Source organism: Roseateles sp., assembly GCF_049240545.1.
GTDB lineage: Bacteria > Pseudomonadota > Gammaproteobacteria > Burkholderiales > Burkholderiaceae_C > Paucibacter_A.
Genome location: NZ_JBMLSK010000248.1, coordinates 12,914 through 29,422 on the forward strand (window position 1 = coordinate 12,914; position 16,509 = coordinate 29,422).

Below are 16,509 nucleotides of genomic sequence, written 5' to 3' on the forward strand. Positions count from 1 at the left end.
TGCTGGGCTGTTTCGGCTGTTTGCGCCTAAGAAAATGAACCTGACCCCAATTCAAGAAATGCAGTTCACGGGGCCGATTTGCATTGCCGGGCCGACGGGCTGCGGCAAGACGGCCGCCGCCTTGGCCGCGGCCGAGTTCTTGCCGGTGGAGATCATCAGCGTCGATTCGGCCCTGGTGTATCGGGGCATGGACATTGGCACGGCCAAGCCGACTGCCGCCGAGTTGGCTGCGGTGCCGCACCATCTGATCGACATCATCGATCCGCTGGAGGCCTATTCGGCCGCGCAGTTCGTCGCCTCGGCGCGGCAGCTGGCCGATGAGATCTTGGCGCGCGGCAAGCTGCCGCTGCTGGTCGGCGGCACCATGCTTTACTTCAAGGCCTTGTTTGACGGCCTGAGCGAGATGCCTCAAGCCGACGAGGCCTTGCGCGCCGAGCTTGATGCCAAGGCGGCGGATCAAGGGTGGCCTGCCTTGCATGCCGAACTGGCAAGACTTGACCCCATCACCGCCGCACGCTTAGCGCCGGGCGACTCGCAGCGCATTCAGCGGGCGCTGGAGGTTTGCATCTTGTCGGGCCGGCCGATGAGTGAGTTGCACCAAGTGCGCAGCCTTGGGGTGGATTGGCCGCTGATCTCGCTGGAGCCCAGCGACCGGGCCTGGCTGCACGCGCGCTTGGCGAAGCGCTTCGAGCAGATGCTGGCCGAGGGCTTGGTGGAAGAGGTGCGCGCACTGAAAGCGCGAGGTGATCTGAATGCCGAGCTGCCTTCCATGCGCTGCGTCGGCTACCGTCAGACCTGGGAGTCGCTGGACAGCGGCGACTTCAAATCGCTGCCCGAGCGCGGTATTGCCGCCACCCGGCAACTGGCCAAACGTCAGATGACCTGGCTGCGCAGCATGCCGCAGCGCCAGGTGATTGCCTGTGAAGACCCGCAGGCGCAGCTTCATGTCTTGGCCGCCTTGCAGCGTCTGCTGCTGAAGGCTCAAACCGCTGCCAAGCCAGGCCCTGCCGCAAGCCATGGCCCTGCTTGAGGCGCATGCGCTGAGCAAGGCCTACGCAGGCCAAGCGGTCTTTGCTGACCTGAGCCTGCAATTGGCCGCCGGCGAGATGGTCGCCTTGCTGGGTGAATCCGGTTCGGGCAAGTCCACCTTGATGAATTGCCTAGCCGGCTTGGACCGACCCGATAGCGGCAGCGTCTGGCTGGATGGCGTGGAACTCAGTGCCCTGCCTGAACCTAAGCAAGCCCTGCTGCGGCGCGCCAAGCTCGGCTTTGTGTTCCAGGCCTTTCATTTGCTGCCGCATCTGAGCGTGGCCGACAACATCGCCCTGCCCTTGCTTTTGCTGCAGCGCCCCGACCCGAGCCGGGTACAAGAAATGCTGAGCAGTGTGGGCTTGGAGGGCCTGGGAGCACGCATGCCGCGGCAGCTCTCAGGCGGACAGATGCAGCGCGTCGCCATTGCTCGGGCCTTGGTGCATCGACCCGCCTTGGTCTTGGCCGATGAGCCCACCGGCAATCTTGATGCTCGCAGTGCCAGCCTGGTGCTGGATTTGCTGCAGGCGCAGGTCCAGCAGCAAGGTGCGGCCTGCCTTTTAGTCACTCACTCGGAGCGCGCGGCTGCGCGGGCCGACCGCTGTCTCAGGCTGGATGATCAGGGCTTGAACGACCCGAGCCTGAGTCATTGGAAACCTCGCTGAACATGCATCCCGGCCCGTTCGTGCACTGGTTTCGCTGGTTGCGCGGACTGTCTTGGCCGGTGCTTCGACATCAAGCGGGTCGGCAATCGCTGGCGCTTGTCGCCATCGTGCTGGGCGTGGCCCTGGCCTACGCGGTGCATCTGCTGAACAGCAGTGCGCTGGCCGAGTTTGGCCGCGCAGCAGCCAGTATCAATGGTCAGGCCGATTTGATCGTAGAAAGGCTGGCCGAACCGGGCTCTGCAGGGATCTCGGAGTCCGATTACGCACGCATCGCAAACCTGCCGGACCTTGTGCTGGCGGCGCCGCGCCTGGAGGGCCAGGCGCAGATGAGCGGCGCAGATGGCAAGCGATTCAATCTGACGGTGATCGGTCTGGATTTTTTGCAAGCTGCAGCCCTTTCGCCCGAGCTGATGCCCCTCAAGGACAGCGGTTCCGCCGAAGTTACGGCGATGCATCTGCTCGATCCCGAGCGACTCTTGCTCAACGACGCTGCGCTGCGAAAACTAGGTGCGAGGCCGGCCTTGTCCAGCCCCATCACGCTGCGCGTGGCCGATGCCAGCACAGGCCAGGCCCACAATCATCTTGCGCTGTTTGGGGGCCGGCATAGCGCCGGCGGTGCACCCGTGGCGGTGATGGATATCGCCGGCGCGCAGCTGCTACTGGGTCGGCTGGGGAGGATCGACCGCATCGACCTACGCCTGAGCTCCGGCATCGCCGCGGATGAATGGCTCGCTCGTGTCGGCAAGCCAGGTCTGCCTCCCGGCTTACAGGCCAAACCGCCCAGCGACGACGGCGCCTGGATGGGCCAAATCACCCGGGCCTACCGAGTCAACCTGGGCGTGCTCTCCCTGATGGCGCTGTTCAGCGGCAGCTTTCTGGTGTTTGCGGTGATCTCGCTGTCGGTCAGCCAGCGGCTGCCTCAGTTGGCCCTGCTGGGCGTCTTGGGCATGAGTGCGAGCGAGCGCGGCCGTTTGATTCTGGCCGAGGGCATGGTGCTCGGTGCGATCGGCAGTGGGCTTGGTTTGCTATTGGGCTGGGCCCTGGCGGATTTGGGACTGCGTCAGGTCCTGGCGGGGGACTTGGGGCTGGCCATTGGCATCGGCGGCTCCCAAGGCCTGAGCTTCGACGCCGGACAACACCTGCCGGCGGCGGCCGGCTTTGGTTTGCTGGGCCTCTTGATCAGCGTGCTGGCCAGCGCCCTGCCTGCCTTGTCGGTTCGCCGCATGCCGGTGGCACAAGTCCTCAAGGGCTTGGGACATGACACGGCCTTGGTCCTACCCGGCTGGCTCGGCCCGGCGCTCTTGCTGCTCGGCCTGGCCCTGGCTTTGCTGCCACCCTTGCCGGTTTCGAGCGGATGGGCCAATGTGCCGTTGGCCGCCTATGCGGCCATGTTGAGTCTGCTGCTGGGCGGCATTGCCTGTGTGCCCAGTCTCTTGCGCGCTTGCACCCGGCTGCTCAGGGCGAGGCCGCACAGTGCCACCCTGCTCTTGGTGCGCGAACACGCCCAAGACCAAGCCGGCGCCGCCACGCGGGCTCTGGCGGGCATCTTGGTGGCACTGAGCCTGTCGGTGGCCATGTTGGTCATGGTGGGCAGTTTCCGCACCGCCCTGCAAGGCTGGTTGGAACAGATGCTGCCCGCTGACCTGTATCTGCGCTCCAGCTTGCGGGTTGCTGAGGGGCAGACGGCCCCTTTGCCGCCGGAGTTGATTGCCAAGCTGCACGACAGTGGACTGGCCGAACAGGTCTTGCCGCAGTACAGCGGGCGCTTATGGCTGCCCGGTCATGCTGAACCGCTCGCACTGATGGCCCGAAAGGTCCGCGAAGACGATATGCCCTGGGTCGGGGCACTGGCGGCGGCACCGCAGCCGGGCGCCCAAGCCGTCTATATCAATGAGGCCATGCGTGACAGCCTGAATCTGCAGCCCGGTCAAATGCTGGTGCTGAGTCTCGATGCCCGACAGGACGGCCCTGTCAGCCGCCCTGCGGACAGCACCCGTCAGCGACAAGTCTTTGTCCGCGGCGTTTGGCGCGACTATGCCCGCCAGAGTTCTGCCCTGATCATGGACTTGGCGGACTACCGCGCCTGGAGCGGCAACACCGTCAGCACCGAAGTCTTGTTGTGGCTGCGTCCCGGAGATCGCGCAGCGGACTTGGTGCCGCGCATCCGCTCGCTCGCGCAGCAGCCCGAAGATCTGGAGTTGGCATCGCTCGAGGAGTTGCGCAGCATCTCTTTGCACATTTTTGATCGCAGCTTCGCCGTCACGCTCTGGCTGCAGTCGGTGGCCTTGGCGATTGGCTTGTTTGGCATTGCGGCCAGCCAGTCGGCGCAAGCCTTGGCACGCAAGCGAGAGTTTGGCCTGCTGTGGCATCTGGGCTTGAGTCGCGCCGGTATCTTGCGCCTGCTCGCTTGGGAAGCTGTCTTGCTCTGTGGCGTGGGCGCGCTGGCCGGCTTGGCCCTGGGTGTGGGCCTCAGCGCTGTGCTGGTCTTTGTGGTGAATCCGCAAAGCTTTCACTGGAGCATGGAACTCAGCCTACCCTGGCGCCCACTGCTGGGCCTGGTGGCGGCCGTGTTCGTGGCTGGCGTGGCCACCACGCTGCTGGCTGGGCGCCAAGCGCTGAGCGCTCAAGCGGTGCAGGCCGTGAAGGAGGATTGGTGAACCACGGACTGAAGCCTCGCTGGCGGCCCCCTTCCAGCCTTTGGCTGCAAAGACGGCGCCTTTTGTTTTTGGCTGCAGCAACGGCGGCAGGCCTGCCCGGTTTTGCTATCGCCGGGCCAGATGCCGCGTCGCGCCGAAGCCGCGTGAGCTTTCCGCGCGACTTTGGTTCTCATCCCCAGACCCGTTTGGAATGGTGGTACCTGAGCGGTGTGTTGTTCGACGCTGCGGGGCCCATCACTGAGCACAGCGAGCCGCGCTATGGCTTTCAGCTGACATTCTTCCGGGTCCGCGGTCCCGCGCGGGATGATCACCCCAGTGCTTTTGCCGTTCGACATTTGATGATGGCCCACGCGGCCTTGAGCGATGTCGCCGCAACGCGCTTGAGCCATGATCAACGCATTGCCAGGCAATTTCCTGGTCTGGCGCAGGCCAGTGAATCCGATTGCGATGTGCATATGGCGGATTGGTTTTTGCGTCGAGATCCTGACAGTCCGTCCTCGGGCTCACGGTATTCGGCAGCGATACATGGCGCCATCGATTTGCAGCTGCGGTTGCAAGCCTTGCAGCCGCCCTTGCTCCAGGGTGAAGCAGGCTTCTCCCGCAAAGGCCCGGCGGCCGAGCAGTTCAGCCACTACTACAGCCAGGTTCAGTTGCAGACCGAGGCGCGTTTGACGATCAAAGGGCGACAACGGACGATGCATGGCCTGGCCTGGCTCGATCATGAGTGGAGCGATCACCTGCTGGGCGCTGCCAACACCCAAAGTACAGACAAGGCCGTGGGCTGGGACTGGATGGGCATCAATTTGCATGATGGCTCTGCGCTCACCCTGTTCCGCCTGCGTCGCGCCGATGGCAGCACACTGTGGAGTGGCGGCAGCTGGCGCAAGGCAGGCGCTGGCAACGAAGCCCAAAACTTCGGGCCAGATCAAGTGATGTTACAAGCGCTCAAGCATTGGCGCAGCCCGAAGAGCCAGGCCCAATATCCGGTGGTCTGGGACGTGGCCGCGCCGATCGGCCGACTGCGCTTGAACGCCCTGATCGACGACCAAGAAATCGACGCCCGCGCCACGACCGGCATGCGCTACTGGGAGGGTCCGGCCGAACTGCTTGACCCCCAGGGTCGACGCCTCGGACTCGGCTACCTGGAAATGACGGGTTACGCCGGCGCCGTCAAGCTGTCTTGAGGGCACCGACTGACTTGGGCTGGAGGCCTCAGCTCTTCAACAGCTGGTCTGGCATGCCTGGCAGCAAGCCCTCCCCGGCGCGCACGCAGTTTCGCCCCTCCGCTTTGGCCGCATCGAGCGCGGTCTCGGCCTCATGCAGCAATTGATCCAGTGAGGCGTGGCTGCGATGCAGGGCCGCGACGCCGATGCTGGCACTGGTCGGAATGCCATGCCCATTCCAGGCGAAATCAAGACCTTCCACCCGTTCGCGGATGCGCTCGGCCACGTCTAGCGCGCCTAAGGGGTCGGTATGCGGCAAGAAGAGGATGAACACCTCGCCGCCAAAGCGAGCCAAGACATCGGCTTGACGCAAGGTTTCGCTGCACGCTTCGGCGACCTGACGCAAGAGCATGTCGCCACAGCGCTGGCCAAAACCATCATTGACGCGTTTCAAATGATCCACATCGATGACCAGCAGCGCGCAGGCCGTGTCGTATCTGCGGGCCAATGACCATTCGCGCTCGACCAGATTCAAGAAATGCCTGCGGTTGAAAACGCCCGTCAGGGCATCCAGCGTCGCCACCCGAATCAGCTTGCGATCCGCTTGCTCTTGGTAGGACAGCAGGCGCAAGAAGGCCGAACCTGCGGACAACACCAGCAAAAGCCCGCACACGCCACCGGCAATGGAGGCGGAGACACGATCCCCCTCTCCGCGCAGGGAAACGAGCAAATTGGACAGGCCCACCGCCATCAAGGCGACGAGCAAAGCGAGGATCAACAGGGTCCAGTGGTAGCCCCAACGACCGAGCCAAGCTCTGACGGGCCCAAGCCAAATCGGAGCTTCCAGTTCTTCATGCATGTGTCTTGGTCTGCTCTTCAATTTTTTAGCAGTAACTGTGCGAACAGCGCACGTTTTTCCCTGTCCGGCCATTTCAGCACAGCCCCAGCGGATTCAAAGCCTGCCCCCCAACGGTGGGTATCAATACCCGAGGCCCCTGTTGCAAGCTTGCCAAAAGTCAAAGCAAGTACCGACCGTTTGGATCAGACTGTGCTTGTCACAAATCAAGAACTGATGCCTTGATGCGTCAGCAAGGAGACAAGCATGCAAATTTCCGACGCCCCGGCCAGAGCCTCGAACCCCATCACCACGGACCGACTGGAACACGCCGTAGATCTGATCCTGCAGCGCGTGCGGGGCGATATCGTGATGGCCATACCCTTGGGTATTGGCAAGCCCAACCCGCTGGTGAACGCCTTGTACCGGCGCATCGCCAGCCAGCCCGAGCGCCGTTTGAAGATCTTCACGGCCTTGTCACTGGAAAAGCCCAAAGGCGCCTCTGAATTGGAGGCGCACTTCCTGGCACCGCTGGTGGAGCGCGTTTTCGACGACTACCCCGATATGGACTACGTCTCGGCCCTGCGCGGTGGCACCCTGCCGCCGAATATCGAGGTGCACGAGTTCTTCATGAAGACCGGCGACTACCTCGGCAACGACCTCGCCCAGCAGGGCTTTGTCTGCACCAACTACAGCTTTGCGGTGCGCGACATGATGTCGCATGGCGTCAATCTGCTGATGCAAGCGGTGGCCGCCCGACAAGCACCCGATGACAGCCAGCAGCTCTCGCTGTCTTGCAATCCCGATCTCAGCTTTGATCTCTTGGAGCGCATGCAAGCCCAAGGGCGCCCCATCCTGGCGGTTGCTATGGTGAACCGGCAACTGCCCTTCATGCCGGGTCACGCCGTGGTACCTGAGGGCGTTTTCGACCTCGTGGTGGATGGCCCGGGCTGCAGCCACACCTTGTTTGCGCCCCCCAACGCTTCGATCACCTGGGCCGACTACGCCATCGGCCTGCACGCGGCCAGTTTGGTTCAGGACGGCGGCACCTTGCAGATCGGCATCGGCTCCCTGGGCGACGCCATTGCCCAAGCCTTGATCGTGCGCGACCGGCAACCCGAGGCCTATGCGCAGATTCTCTCTGGCCTGTGCCACGGCGACCTGTCGGGTCGGGAAACCCGAGGCCTTGAGCAAGGCCTTTACGGCTGCTCCGAGATGTTCGTCAATGGCTTTATGCGCCTGATTCAGGCCGGCCTGATTCGGCGCAAGGTTTTTCCTGACCTGGGCCTGCAGCGTTTGGCAGCGGCGGGTCAGATCGGCGACCAGCCAGATGCCAAAGCATTGCAAGCGCTGCTGGAGGCGGGAAGAATTGCTTCGCCACTCAGCCAGCAGGACTTGGACTTCCTGATCGAGCAAGGCCTGTTCAAGCCTGGCGTGAAATTGACACCGCAAGGTTTAGTCTTGGGTGAGCAGTTGCTTGCCAACGACCTGCGCACTCCCGAATCGGCCAAGGCCATCACGCAGCAATTGCTTGGGTCGCGCTGGCTGAAATCCACCATCATGCATGGCGGCTTTTTCCTCGGTCCGCGTGACTTTTACCAAAGCCTGCGCGAGATGCCCGCCGACTTGCTCAGTCAAATTGACATGACCCGAATCGGCTTCATCAACGAGTTGTTCGATGACGCCCTGGGCAGCGAAGCTTTGAAGCGTGCCCAGCGGGTGAAAGCCCGGCTGATCAACACGGCCATGAAGGTGACCTTGTTGGGCGCAGCATCCTCCGACGGCATGGAGTCGGGGCAGATGGTTTCCGGCGTTGGTGGTCAGTACAACTTTGTCGCCATGGGCCATGCTTTGGCGGATGCGCGCAGCATTCTCATTCTTCGATCCACCCATGACAACAAGGACGGCTTGCGCAGCAATATCGTCTGGAGCTATGCCAACTGCACCATCCCGCGCCATCTGCGTGACGTGGTCATCACCGAGTACGGCGTGGCGGATTTGCGCGGCTGCACCGATGCCGAGTGCATCAAGCGCCTGCTCCAGATTGCCGACTCCCGCTTCCAAGCGGACTTGATGGCCGAAGCCAAAGCCCACGGCAAACTGCCTGCCGACTACCAACTGCCCGAATGGGCCGGCAACAACAGCCCCGAGATGCTGCGCGAGAAGCTGCGCCCTTGGCGCAATGACGGCGTGTTGCCCGACTTCCCGTTTGGCACCGACCTCAATCAGGATGAATTGACCATCGTGCGAGCGCTGAAAAAGCTCAAACACGCCAGCCACCATCCGGTGGAGTTGGTCGGCATGATTGTCCGCAGCCTGGGCAGCGAAAAGCCGGTCCCCCCCGCTTATCTGGAGCGTTTGGGCCTGGCGGAGGCCAAGAGCTTCAAGGAGCTTTTCGTGCGGCGTCTGTTCTCCAGCAATCTCTAGACTGCGGCCAAACCTGAGACTGACCTTGCGTGCAGGGTAGGCCGAGCCGCCTACACTGCCGCATGGTTTCCAAGTCAGCTTCTCAAGCCCAGGCGGTCAGTGCCGCCTCGTCCGGTGCGCCCGGCGATGCATCACCCCCCAGAACCAGCGGCCACCCCCGCGCCTTGAGCGGGCTCTTGCCCTTTCTGCGGCCCTACCGTTTGCAGATCGGCCTGGCCCTGGTCTTTCTCTTGCTGGCGGCGCTGGCGACGCTGGCCTTCCCTTTGGCCTTGCGCGGCCTGGTGGATGAAGGCATGAGCGGCGGCGCAGCAGACGCCTCCAAGCAGGCGCTTGCAGGCCTGGCGAGCGAGCGATTGATGGCGATGCGCGAACACTTTCTGGCCCTTTTCGGGGTGGGCGCGGCCTTGGGTGTGTTCTCTGCCGCGCGCTTTTACATGGTGACTTGGCTGGGCGAACGCGTCACGGCCGATGTTCGCAGCGCGGTATACAGCCATGTACTCAAGCAAAGCCCCGAGTTCTTTGAAACCACTCAAACCGGCGAGGTCTTGTCACGCATCACCACCGACACCACCGTGGTGCAAACCGTGGTGGGTTCAAGCTTCTCTATGGGCTTGCGCAATGGGGTGATGGGCGTGGGCGCGATGATCATGCTGATCGCCACCAACCCCTTGGTGATGACCCAGGTACTGGGGATCTTGATCCTGGTGGTGTCCCCTGCCCTGTACTTCGGCCGGCGCGTGCGCAAGCTCAGTCGGGCCAGCCAGGACCGGGTCGCTGACACCAGCGCAATCGCCGCTGAGGTCTTGGATTCGGTCACCGTGGTGCAAAGCTACACCCAAGAAGGTGCAGAAGCGCAGCGCTTCAATCAAGCCAGCGAGAGCGCCTTCGAGACGGCTCGCAAGCGCGCCCTGGTGCGGGCGGGCCTGGTCGCCTTCATCATCAGTGCCACCTTTGCCGCCTTGCTTTGGGGCCTGTACCAAGGCACTCAGGCGGTGATGGCCGGACGCATCAGCGCCGGCCACCTGGGTCAAACCATTGTCTACGTGATCCTGCTGGTCAGCAGCGTGGCGGTGCTCGCCGAGGTGTATGGCGACGTGCTACGGGCCGCTGGGGCGACCGAACGCTTGATGGAGTTGCTGTCCAGCAGCAGCAAAGTCGTCGAGCCCACGGAGCCCGTTTCGCTGCCCGCCTCCACAGGCGGTATGACGCTGGATCTGCAAAAGCTGCGCTTCAACTACCCCTCTCGCCCCCAGCAATTGGCCTTGGAAGACTTTGATCTGCAGATCAAAGCCGGCGAAACCGTCGCGCTGGTCGGGCCCAGTGGCGCCGGCAAGAGCACCGTGTTCCAGTTGCTGCTGCGCTTTTACGATCCCCAACTCGGTCAGATTTGCTTGAACGGTGTGCCCACGCAGCAACTGCGACTGCGCGATTTGCGCTCGGCCGTCGGCTTGGTGCCACAAGACAGCGTGATCTTCTCGAGCAGCGCCATGGAAAACATCCGTTATGGCTGCCCGAGCGCAAGCGATGCCGAGGTGATGGAAGCCGCCCGGGCCGCTTTCGCCGATGAATTCATCCGAGGCCTGCCGGAAGGCTATGCCACCTTTCTGGGAGAGCGCGGCGTTCGGCTGTCTGGCGGGCAAAGGCAACGCATCAGCATCGCCCGGGCGATGTTGAAAAACCCACCGCTCTTGCTGCTGGACGAAGCCACCAGTGCCCTCGACGCCGAAAGCGAGCGCATGGTGCAAGCCGCCTTGGAAGCCGCCATGCAGCACCGCACCACCCTGGTCATCGCCCACCGCCTGGCCACGGTGCAACGTGCTGACCGCATTGTGGTGATGGAACATGGCCGCATCATCGAGGTCGGTAACCATGCCGAACTGAGCGCACGCGGCGGCCTTTACGCGCGCTTGGCGGCGCTGCAGTTTGAGGCCTGTGGTCAAAAACTGCAGCGCCGCCAAGAAAAAAGGTAGATCCCCCGAGGAGGGATCTACCTTGCCGCGCCAGTTGAGCGCCGTTCGACCTTGCTCAGCGCGAAGGTCGCAACGCCCAGGATCAAGGCGCTTTCGCTGGCACCGCCGGTGTTGATGGCGCCTGCAGCACCGCCACCGGGTACTTGGCGAAGGCCGCCTGCACCGCGATATTGATGCTGGTCTTGAGCTGATCCAAGTCCTTTTGCGTCACGCTATCGGTGACAACACCCTCCCAAACCAATTGCTTGCGGCTGGCATCGACCAAGTCGATGTTCAAGGTGCCTTCGGTGTATTGAGAAACGGTTTGTCGTTCGGCATACAAGGGCCAGGCGGTGTACATGCCGGCGCGATAACCGTAGTAGCCCATGCCCAACATCGGGCTCGGTGTTGACGAGACCCGCAGTTTCTCGTGCAGGGCCGCGCTGAAGTTCACCAGCAGCTGCGGCGAGGCCGACACCAACCGCAAGCCACGCGCCTGCAGCTCGCGCGTCGTGGCGTCCTTCAGGTGTTGGCTGACGATGCTCTGATAGCCGCCCCGGTCCGTCCCCAAAAGATCGGCAAAGGCAAAGGTCTTGTACTGCGTGAAATCGGCCGAACTGTCGGAGCTGATGCGGACTTCAGGCGCGCTGGCACAGCCTGTCAGCATCAACAAAGCGGCGACCATACCCAAGCCGGCTGCACGCCTGCCGACCCCACTGAAAACACCTTGAATCACGGCTCTCTCCTTCATGATCTGGAACTGGCGAATCGCAACTTACTTGGACGCGGCCGAGGCAGCCGGCTTGGCCGCCTTGGGAGCAGCGGGCTTGGGCGCCGCCTTGTCCGCCGAGACATGCTCGATGCTGATGGCCATGGCCTCCACCATGGCCAGTCGCACCTCATCACCCACCTTCAGGTTTTTGATATCAACATTGGCAGGCAGGGCCATGGTCTCGGTGCGTTTCACGCCGCGCAGGGTGGCGGTATTGGCCTTGGCATCCAGGGCCGTGATGACGGCCAAGACCTCAACCGTGTGACCGGCCGCCACCGCAGGCATGCCACCCGCTTCGACGCGTCCTTCGGACGATGACTCGACGCGTTCGCGGATGCCGCTCTTGCTGGTCGGCTCCAAGGCCGCAGCGATGGCGGTGGCATAACGGATCACCACATCGTCGCCCACGCGCACCTTTTCAAAATTCTGCATCTCCGTCGGGACCTTCACCGTGCTGAGTCGCCCTTTGGGGCCACGCAGGGTCAGCATGCGCCCTGCTGCATCCAACTCCACCACGCGGGCGCGGTACTCAACTTCAGCCCCTTTCATGCGCGCGCCATCGGTCTTGGCGCTGACGGTGTTGGTGGTGACGCCTTGGGCCTGGGCCGACAAAGGGAAGCCGGCAGTCAAGGCCAAGGCACAGGCCAGTGCGAGAGTAGAAAGACGATTCATCGGAGATCCATTCCTCAACAATAGAAAACAAAATCAACGCAGATAGACAGATTCAAAGCGCGCCAGGCTTTGATCGCCCTCGATCAGCAGCAAATGCTCACCTTCGATGCGATAAGTCTGGCTCGACCGCAAAGCCTGATCCAATTTGCCAAGCAAGTCTTGAGCAGGCGCCGGGCATGCGCTCATGGTACCCGCCATAGCGCTGAATTTCAGCGTATTACCGCTCAATTGATACGGCACGCTGGTGGTGCCGCACACCGACCTGAGTTTGGCCTTCGCCTCTTGGGAGGACAGAGTCAGGCTCACATCCCCAAAAGCCTGAAACGCAGTGCCTAGCAATGGCCGGCCCTCGATTTCGATCAGCTTCCAATAGGTATTGAGCAGCTGAGCCAGCGGCGGCCTCGCTTCAGCAGCCAAGGCCTGCGAGGGCGCGGCGCAGCTGGCTGCGGCATCGGCGGCAATGAAGCGATCCACCAAGACATGCTCGCGCCACGGCCCTTCCATGCTGGGCGCCAGGGCCACACGGCCCTTCAACTCAACCCAGACGCTGGCGCCGGCTGACTTCGCCAGTTCGCCATAGCGCCGCTCCAGCGCCAGATAGTCACCGCCCATCAGCACCGGCCAGCGCAAGCCACTGGCGCAGTCGGTGAAGTTGGCGGCATCCGCCATATATCGAAACTCGCCACGCAGGTGCAGCGGCTCCTGCCCTTGCTCTTGCGCAGCGCTTTGCTGCAGGTCCAGATTGGCGGACGACGAAAAAGCCTGGCCCTGGCGATCCAGTTGGCGCAGACGCGCGGGGGTCTTCCCAGAGCCTGGCATCAGCACAAAATGCCGGGCATCCTGGTTAGTTCCCTGCAAAAGCAGCCGCCCCGGCATCAGTCCTTGGCCGGGCTGCAGGGTCCAGCGCCCCCATTCAGTAGAGGGTTCGCCGGGCTTGCCCAAATAGTCCAAGCGCAAGCGAAAGCTGCCGTCGGCGCGCAGGGTCAGCCGATGCCGAATGCCCTCGCAATCGGCGCAGGGCAAGACGCCCACGAAGCTGATCGGCAAAGCGGGGCCAAAGGCTGAAGCCTGCTGCTGAGCATGGGTGAACGGCGCTGCTGCCTGACCCACTGCCTCGAGCGCAATCTCCAGGCCTTGGCCCGCTGCATGAGCCTTGGCCGTCGCGCCAGCCCCAAATACCGGATGAACCTGGGTGCTGGTGAAGCGCAGAGCCGCCGCTTCATGGATGCTTGCGCGAAGAGAGTAGCGGTGGCGCGGGTCGATATCGCGGCGTGCAAGCGCGATTTTGAATTCCAGCTTTGTATGGGCGCCGCTCAAACCTTGCTTGAACTCACCCATCAATCGGACCGGTGCGTCCGCCAAACTGACGTCCTCCACCCGGACGGTCAAGACCGCCTGCGTCGGCAACACCGCGCCCGCAGGCAAGAGCACCCGCCCCGTGAGCAGCAGCGTTTCATCACTGACCGAACCCGGCTTTGCAGCGAACGCTGCGTGCGGCAGACCAGTGACCATACAGCACAAGACACTCAAGACCACAGCGCGCAATACAAAAGAAGGATTCATGGGCAAGGGGGGCTCATCGGTCAAGGCTAGTCGGTGCTGGCGCTTTATAGCTCATTTTGAAAATGAGAAGGCTTGGCTCGGCGCAGGATAACGAAGGGCTCGCACGGAAAGACATGCGCAAGAAAGCTACGGGAAATCCACGCCCCCGTGGCTGCGCAGTTCTGCCAAATTCGCCCGGTATAGTCAATCGATCTTGGCGGCCCCTGCTCCGGTCACACCGAAGCCCAGGGCCTGCAGTTTGACGGTTCGGATCCAGCCAACTCTTGACGGAATCAGCACCATGCCTCAGATGAAGCCATGCCCCCATTCGCCCCAGCGTTCAATTGGGGGTCTGGCCCTGATACCCGCGCTGGCTCTGGTTCTGAGCCTGAGTGCTTGCCAGAAGAAAGAGGCCGCAGCACCAAAGGCGCTGCCACCGGCGCAGGTCAAGGTGGTGACTTCTCGCTCTGAAACGGTGCCGGTGAATAACGAGTATGTCGGGCGGGTCGCTGCCTATCGTTCCGTGGAAGTGCGGGCCCGGGTCGAGGGCATTCTGGAGCGTCGCCATTTTGTCGAAGGCGCCGAGGTCAAAAAGGGCGATTTGCTCTACACCATTGACCCGACGCCTTACCGCATTGCCTTGAACGACGCACAGGCCGACCAGGCCCGCAGCGCCGCCAATCTGGCCAGTGCCCGATCCAAGGAGAAGCGCCTGGCGCCGCTGGTGAAAGAGAACGCCATCAGCCAGCAGGACTATGACGATGCGGTCACCGCAGTCAAGCAAACCGAAGCCTTGCTGGCCGTGTCTAACGCGAATGTGGAGCGGGCCCAAACCAATTTGGGCTATACCCGGGTGACGGCGACCGAGTCCGGCAAGATCGGCGCCGCGCTGGTGCCCGAGGGTCGCTTGGTGGGCCGCGGTGAGTCCACCCACCTGACCACCGTGGATCGATTGGATCAGGTCTATGTGAACTTCAATGTGGCCGATCGTGACGCCTTGATTCTGCGGCGTGAGTTGAGCGCCGGTCGGGTCAAGACCGGAGAAGGCACTGGCAGCGCGCAAGCGCGGCTTTTCCTGCCGGACGGCAGTGAGTTCGAGCGCAGCGGCCGGCTGGACTTTTCAGAGTCGCAAGTGAACCCCAGCACCGGCACCATCACCTTGCGGGTGGTGATGCCCAATCCCTCCCAAAAGCTCTTGCCGGGCATGTATGTCCGCGTGGTCTACACCTCGGGGGCTCGGCCAGACACCATCCTAATTCCGCAAAAAGCCGTCACCAAGACGCCCACCGGCCATATCGCTTGGGTGGTCGGGCCCGAGAACAAGGTCGAGCGCCGCGATCTGGTGGTGGGTGAATGGCTGAAGAGCGACTGGATCATCGAAAAAGGCCTGGGCGCCGGCGAGAAGGTCGTGGTTGAGGGCTTGCAGCGCTTGCAGCAAGGTGCGGTGGTGAGCCCCTCGCCCTGGACGCCGAGTGCGGGCGGCGCGGCGGGATCGCCGGCCGCAGCGGCTGCTGTCCCCTCCTCCGGCGCCAGCCGCTGACCTGGAGGCCCGATCATGGGATTCTTCGTCAAACGCCCGGTGATGGCGACCGTCATCGCCCTACTCTTCATGTTGATCGGCATCCTCGCCAGCAAGCAGCTGGCGGTGGAGCAATATCCAAATGTGGCACCGCCCCAGGTGCAGATCACCGCCACCTACCCCGGCGCCAGCCCCGAAACGCTGGAAACGACCGTGGCCGCGCCGCTGGAGCGCGAGATGAACGGCATCGCCGGCTTGCTCTATATGCAAAGCACCAGCTCGGCCAGCGGCCTGATGCAGTTGCAGGTCTTCTTCCAGCCCGGCACCGATCTGGACCTGGCAGCGGTGGAAGTCAACAACCGTGCCAAGCGGGTGGAGTCACTGCTGCCGCAAGAGGTGCTGCGCAATGGCTTGCGGGTGGACAAGACCAATCCGCAGATCTTGCAGGTGCTGGTGCTTCAGTCGGAAGACCCGCGCTTTGACCGCGCCTATATCGCCAATCTGGCCAACAGCCAGGTCATCAATGAGTTGAAGCGCTTGCCCGGTGCCGGCGATGTGACCCTGTTCGCCGCACCCTATGCGATGCGCTTGTGGCTGGACCCGGACCGGCTCGCCAAATACCGCCTCACCGCCGCCGATGTGGGCAATGCGGTGCGCGAGCAGAACCAGAACTTTGCCGTGGGCGAGATCGGCCAATCCCCGGCCGACAACGGCCAGAGTCTGACCTTCCCGGTACAGACCGCCGGCAGCCTAACCGAGGTGGAGCAGTTCAAGAACATCGTGATTCGTGCCTTGCCGGATGGCTCGGTGGTGCGGGTGCGCGATGTGGCGCGGGTAGAACTCGGCGCCGATGACTATCAGTTTGAGTCGCGTTTGAACGGCAAACCGGCCGTGGCGATTGGCGTTTATCTGCGCCCCGGCGGCAATGCGCTGGAGCTGGCCAAGGCCTTGAAGACCCGCATGGACCAGCTGACCCTGGCCTTCCCGCGCGAGATCAAATGGTCGATCAGCTACGACACCACCAAGTTCGTCACCGCCTCGGTGGAACTGGTGACACACACCTTCATCGAAGCCTTTGTCTTGGTGCTGGTGGTGGTCTATCTGTTCCTGGGCAGCATGCGGGCCACCATCATCCCCTTGCTGGCGATTCCGGTCTCGATTGTGGGCACCATGGCCGGCCTGCTGCTGGCGGGCTTCTCGATCAATATGCTGACGCTGTTCGGTCTGGTGCTGGCCATCGGCATCGTGGTGGACGACGCCATCGTGGTGGTGGAGGCCG

The 16,509-nt window shown here is 63.0% G+C and carries 12 protein-coding genes; 8 read left to right on the forward strand and 4 right to left on the reverse strand.

Annotated elements, in window-relative coordinates; all coding sequences use genetic code 11:
- Nucleotides 1–34: 34 nt before the first annotated feature.
- Genes miaA through ACOVRJ_RS16795 form a run of 4 tightly spaced genes read left to right on the forward strand, consistent with a single transcriptional unit; the run spans nucleotide 35 to nucleotide 5,535 of the window.
- Nucleotides 35–1,030, forward strand: a complete 996-nt coding sequence (gene miaA, locus ACOVRJ_RS16780; protein WP_422044979.1) for a tRNA (adenosine(37)-N6)-dimethylallyltransferase MiaA — start codon at nucleotides 35–37, stop codon at nucleotides 1,028–1,030.
- Entirely contained in the window at nucleotides 1,017–1,694 is a 678-nt protein-coding gene (locus tag ACOVRJ_RS16785; protein WP_422044980.1) for an ABC transporter ATP-binding protein, read from the forward strand. The genes miaA and ACOVRJ_RS16785 overlap by 14 nt, the downstream gene beginning before the upstream one ends.
- Nucleotides 1,679–4,351, forward strand: a complete 2,673-nt coding sequence (locus tag ACOVRJ_RS16790) for an ABC transporter permease (RefSeq protein WP_422044981.1) — start codon at nucleotides 1,679–1,681, stop codon at nucleotides 4,349–4,351. The genes ACOVRJ_RS16785 and ACOVRJ_RS16790 overlap by 16 nt, the downstream gene beginning before the upstream one ends.
- Nucleotides 4,348–5,535, forward strand: coding sequence for a lipocalin-like domain-containing protein (locus ACOVRJ_RS16795; RefSeq protein WP_422044982.1), 1,188 nt, complete (start codon nucleotides 4,348–4,350; stop codon nucleotides 5,533–5,535). The genes ACOVRJ_RS16790 and ACOVRJ_RS16795 overlap by 4 nt, the downstream gene beginning before the upstream one ends.
- Nucleotides 5,536–5,563: 28 nt before the next feature.
- Here ACOVRJ_RS16795 and ACOVRJ_RS16800 read toward each other — a convergent pair whose 3' ends face one another.
- Complete coding sequence (locus tag ACOVRJ_RS16800; RefSeq protein WP_422044983.1) at nucleotides 5,564–6,373, reverse strand: GGDEF domain-containing protein; 810 nt, start codon at nucleotides 6,371–6,373, stop codon at nucleotides 5,564–5,566.
- Between the two features lie 243 nt (nucleotides 6,374–6,616).
- Here ACOVRJ_RS16800 and ACOVRJ_RS16805 point away from each other — a divergent pair, with 243 nt between their 5' ends.
- Nucleotides 6,617–8,776, forward strand: coding sequence for an acetyl-CoA hydrolase/transferase C-terminal domain-containing protein (locus tag ACOVRJ_RS16805; RefSeq protein WP_422044984.1), 2,160 nt, complete (start codon nucleotides 6,617–6,619; stop codon nucleotides 8,774–8,776).
- 62 nt (nucleotides 8,777–8,838) lie between these two features.
- A complete protein-coding gene (locus tag ACOVRJ_RS16810) occupies nucleotides 8,839–10,746 on the forward strand; it encodes an ABC transporter transmembrane domain-containing protein (RefSeq protein WP_422044985.1) in 1,908 nt (635 codons plus the stop codon).
- Nucleotides 10,747–10,828: 82 nt separating this feature from the next.
- Here ACOVRJ_RS16810 and ACOVRJ_RS16815 read toward each other — a convergent pair whose 3' ends face one another.
- The 3 genes from ACOVRJ_RS16815 to ACOVRJ_RS16825 are packed head-to-tail and all read right to left on the reverse strand — an operon-like array spanning nucleotide 10,829 to nucleotide 13,732.
- A complete protein-coding gene (locus ACOVRJ_RS16815) occupies nucleotides 10,829–11,461 on the reverse strand; it encodes a DUF4136 domain-containing protein (protein WP_422044986.1) in 633 nt (210 codons plus the stop codon).
- 39 nt (nucleotides 11,462–11,500) lie between these two features.
- On the reverse strand, nucleotides 11,501–12,169 hold the full coding sequence (locus ACOVRJ_RS16820; protein WP_422044987.1) for a hypothetical protein: 669 nt from the start codon (nucleotides 12,167–12,169) through the stop codon (nucleotides 11,501–11,503).
- Between the two features lie 33 nt (nucleotides 12,170–12,202).
- Nucleotides 12,203–13,732 carry a YbaY family lipoprotein gene (locus tag ACOVRJ_RS16825; RefSeq protein WP_422044988.1) on the reverse strand — a complete coding sequence of 510 codons (1,530 nt, stop codon included), beginning with the start codon at nucleotides 13,730–13,732 and terminating at the stop codon, nucleotides 12,203–12,205.
- Between the two features lie 280 nt (nucleotides 13,733–14,012).
- Between ACOVRJ_RS16825 and ACOVRJ_RS16830 the strand changes: the two genes are divergently transcribed.
- Nucleotides 14,013–15,251, forward strand: a complete 1,239-nt coding sequence (locus tag ACOVRJ_RS16830) for an efflux RND transporter periplasmic adaptor subunit (protein WP_422044989.1) — start codon at nucleotides 14,013–14,015, stop codon at nucleotides 15,249–15,251.
- A 15-nt stretch (nucleotides 15,252–15,266) separates the two neighbouring features.
- The coding region (locus tag ACOVRJ_RS16835) for an efflux RND transporter permease subunit (RefSeq protein ID WP_422044990.1) at nucleotides 15,267–16,509 on the forward strand (1,243 nt) is incomplete at its 3' end.

Excerpts from the sequence above, each read along its gene's own strand:
- ACOVRJ_RS16800 (WP_422044983.1), bottom strand. The coding sequence starts at position 6,373 with ATGCATGAAGAACTGGAAGCTCCGATTTGGCTTGGGCCCGTCAGAGCT.
- ACOVRJ_RS16810 (WP_422044985.1), top strand. The coding sequence starts at position 8,839 with ATGGTTTCCAAGTCAGCTTCTCAAGCCCAGGCGGTCAGTGCCGCCTCG.
- miaA (WP_422044979.1), top strand. The coding sequence starts at position 35 with ATGAACCTGACCCCAATTCAAGAAATGCAGTTCACGGGGCCGATTTGC.
- ACOVRJ_RS16820 (WP_422044987.1), bottom strand. The coding sequence starts at position 12,169 with ATGAATCGTCTTTCTACTCTCGCACTGGCCTGTGCCTTGGCCTTGACT.
- ACOVRJ_RS16805 (WP_422044984.1), top strand. The coding sequence starts at position 6,617 with ATGCAAATTTCCGACGCCCCGGCCAGAGCCTCGAACCCCATCACCACG.
- ACOVRJ_RS16825 (WP_422044988.1), bottom strand. The coding sequence starts at position 13,732 with ATGAATCCTTCTTTTGTATTGCGCGCTGTGGTCTTGAGTGTCTTGTGC.
- ACOVRJ_RS16785 (WP_422044980.1), top strand. The coding sequence starts at position 1,017 with ATGGCCCTGCTTGAGGCGCATGCGCTGAGCAAGGCCTACGCAGGCCAA.
- ACOVRJ_RS16830 (WP_422044989.1), top strand. The coding sequence starts at position 14,013 with ATGCCTCAGATGAAGCCATGCCCCCATTCGCCCCAGCGTTCAATTGGG.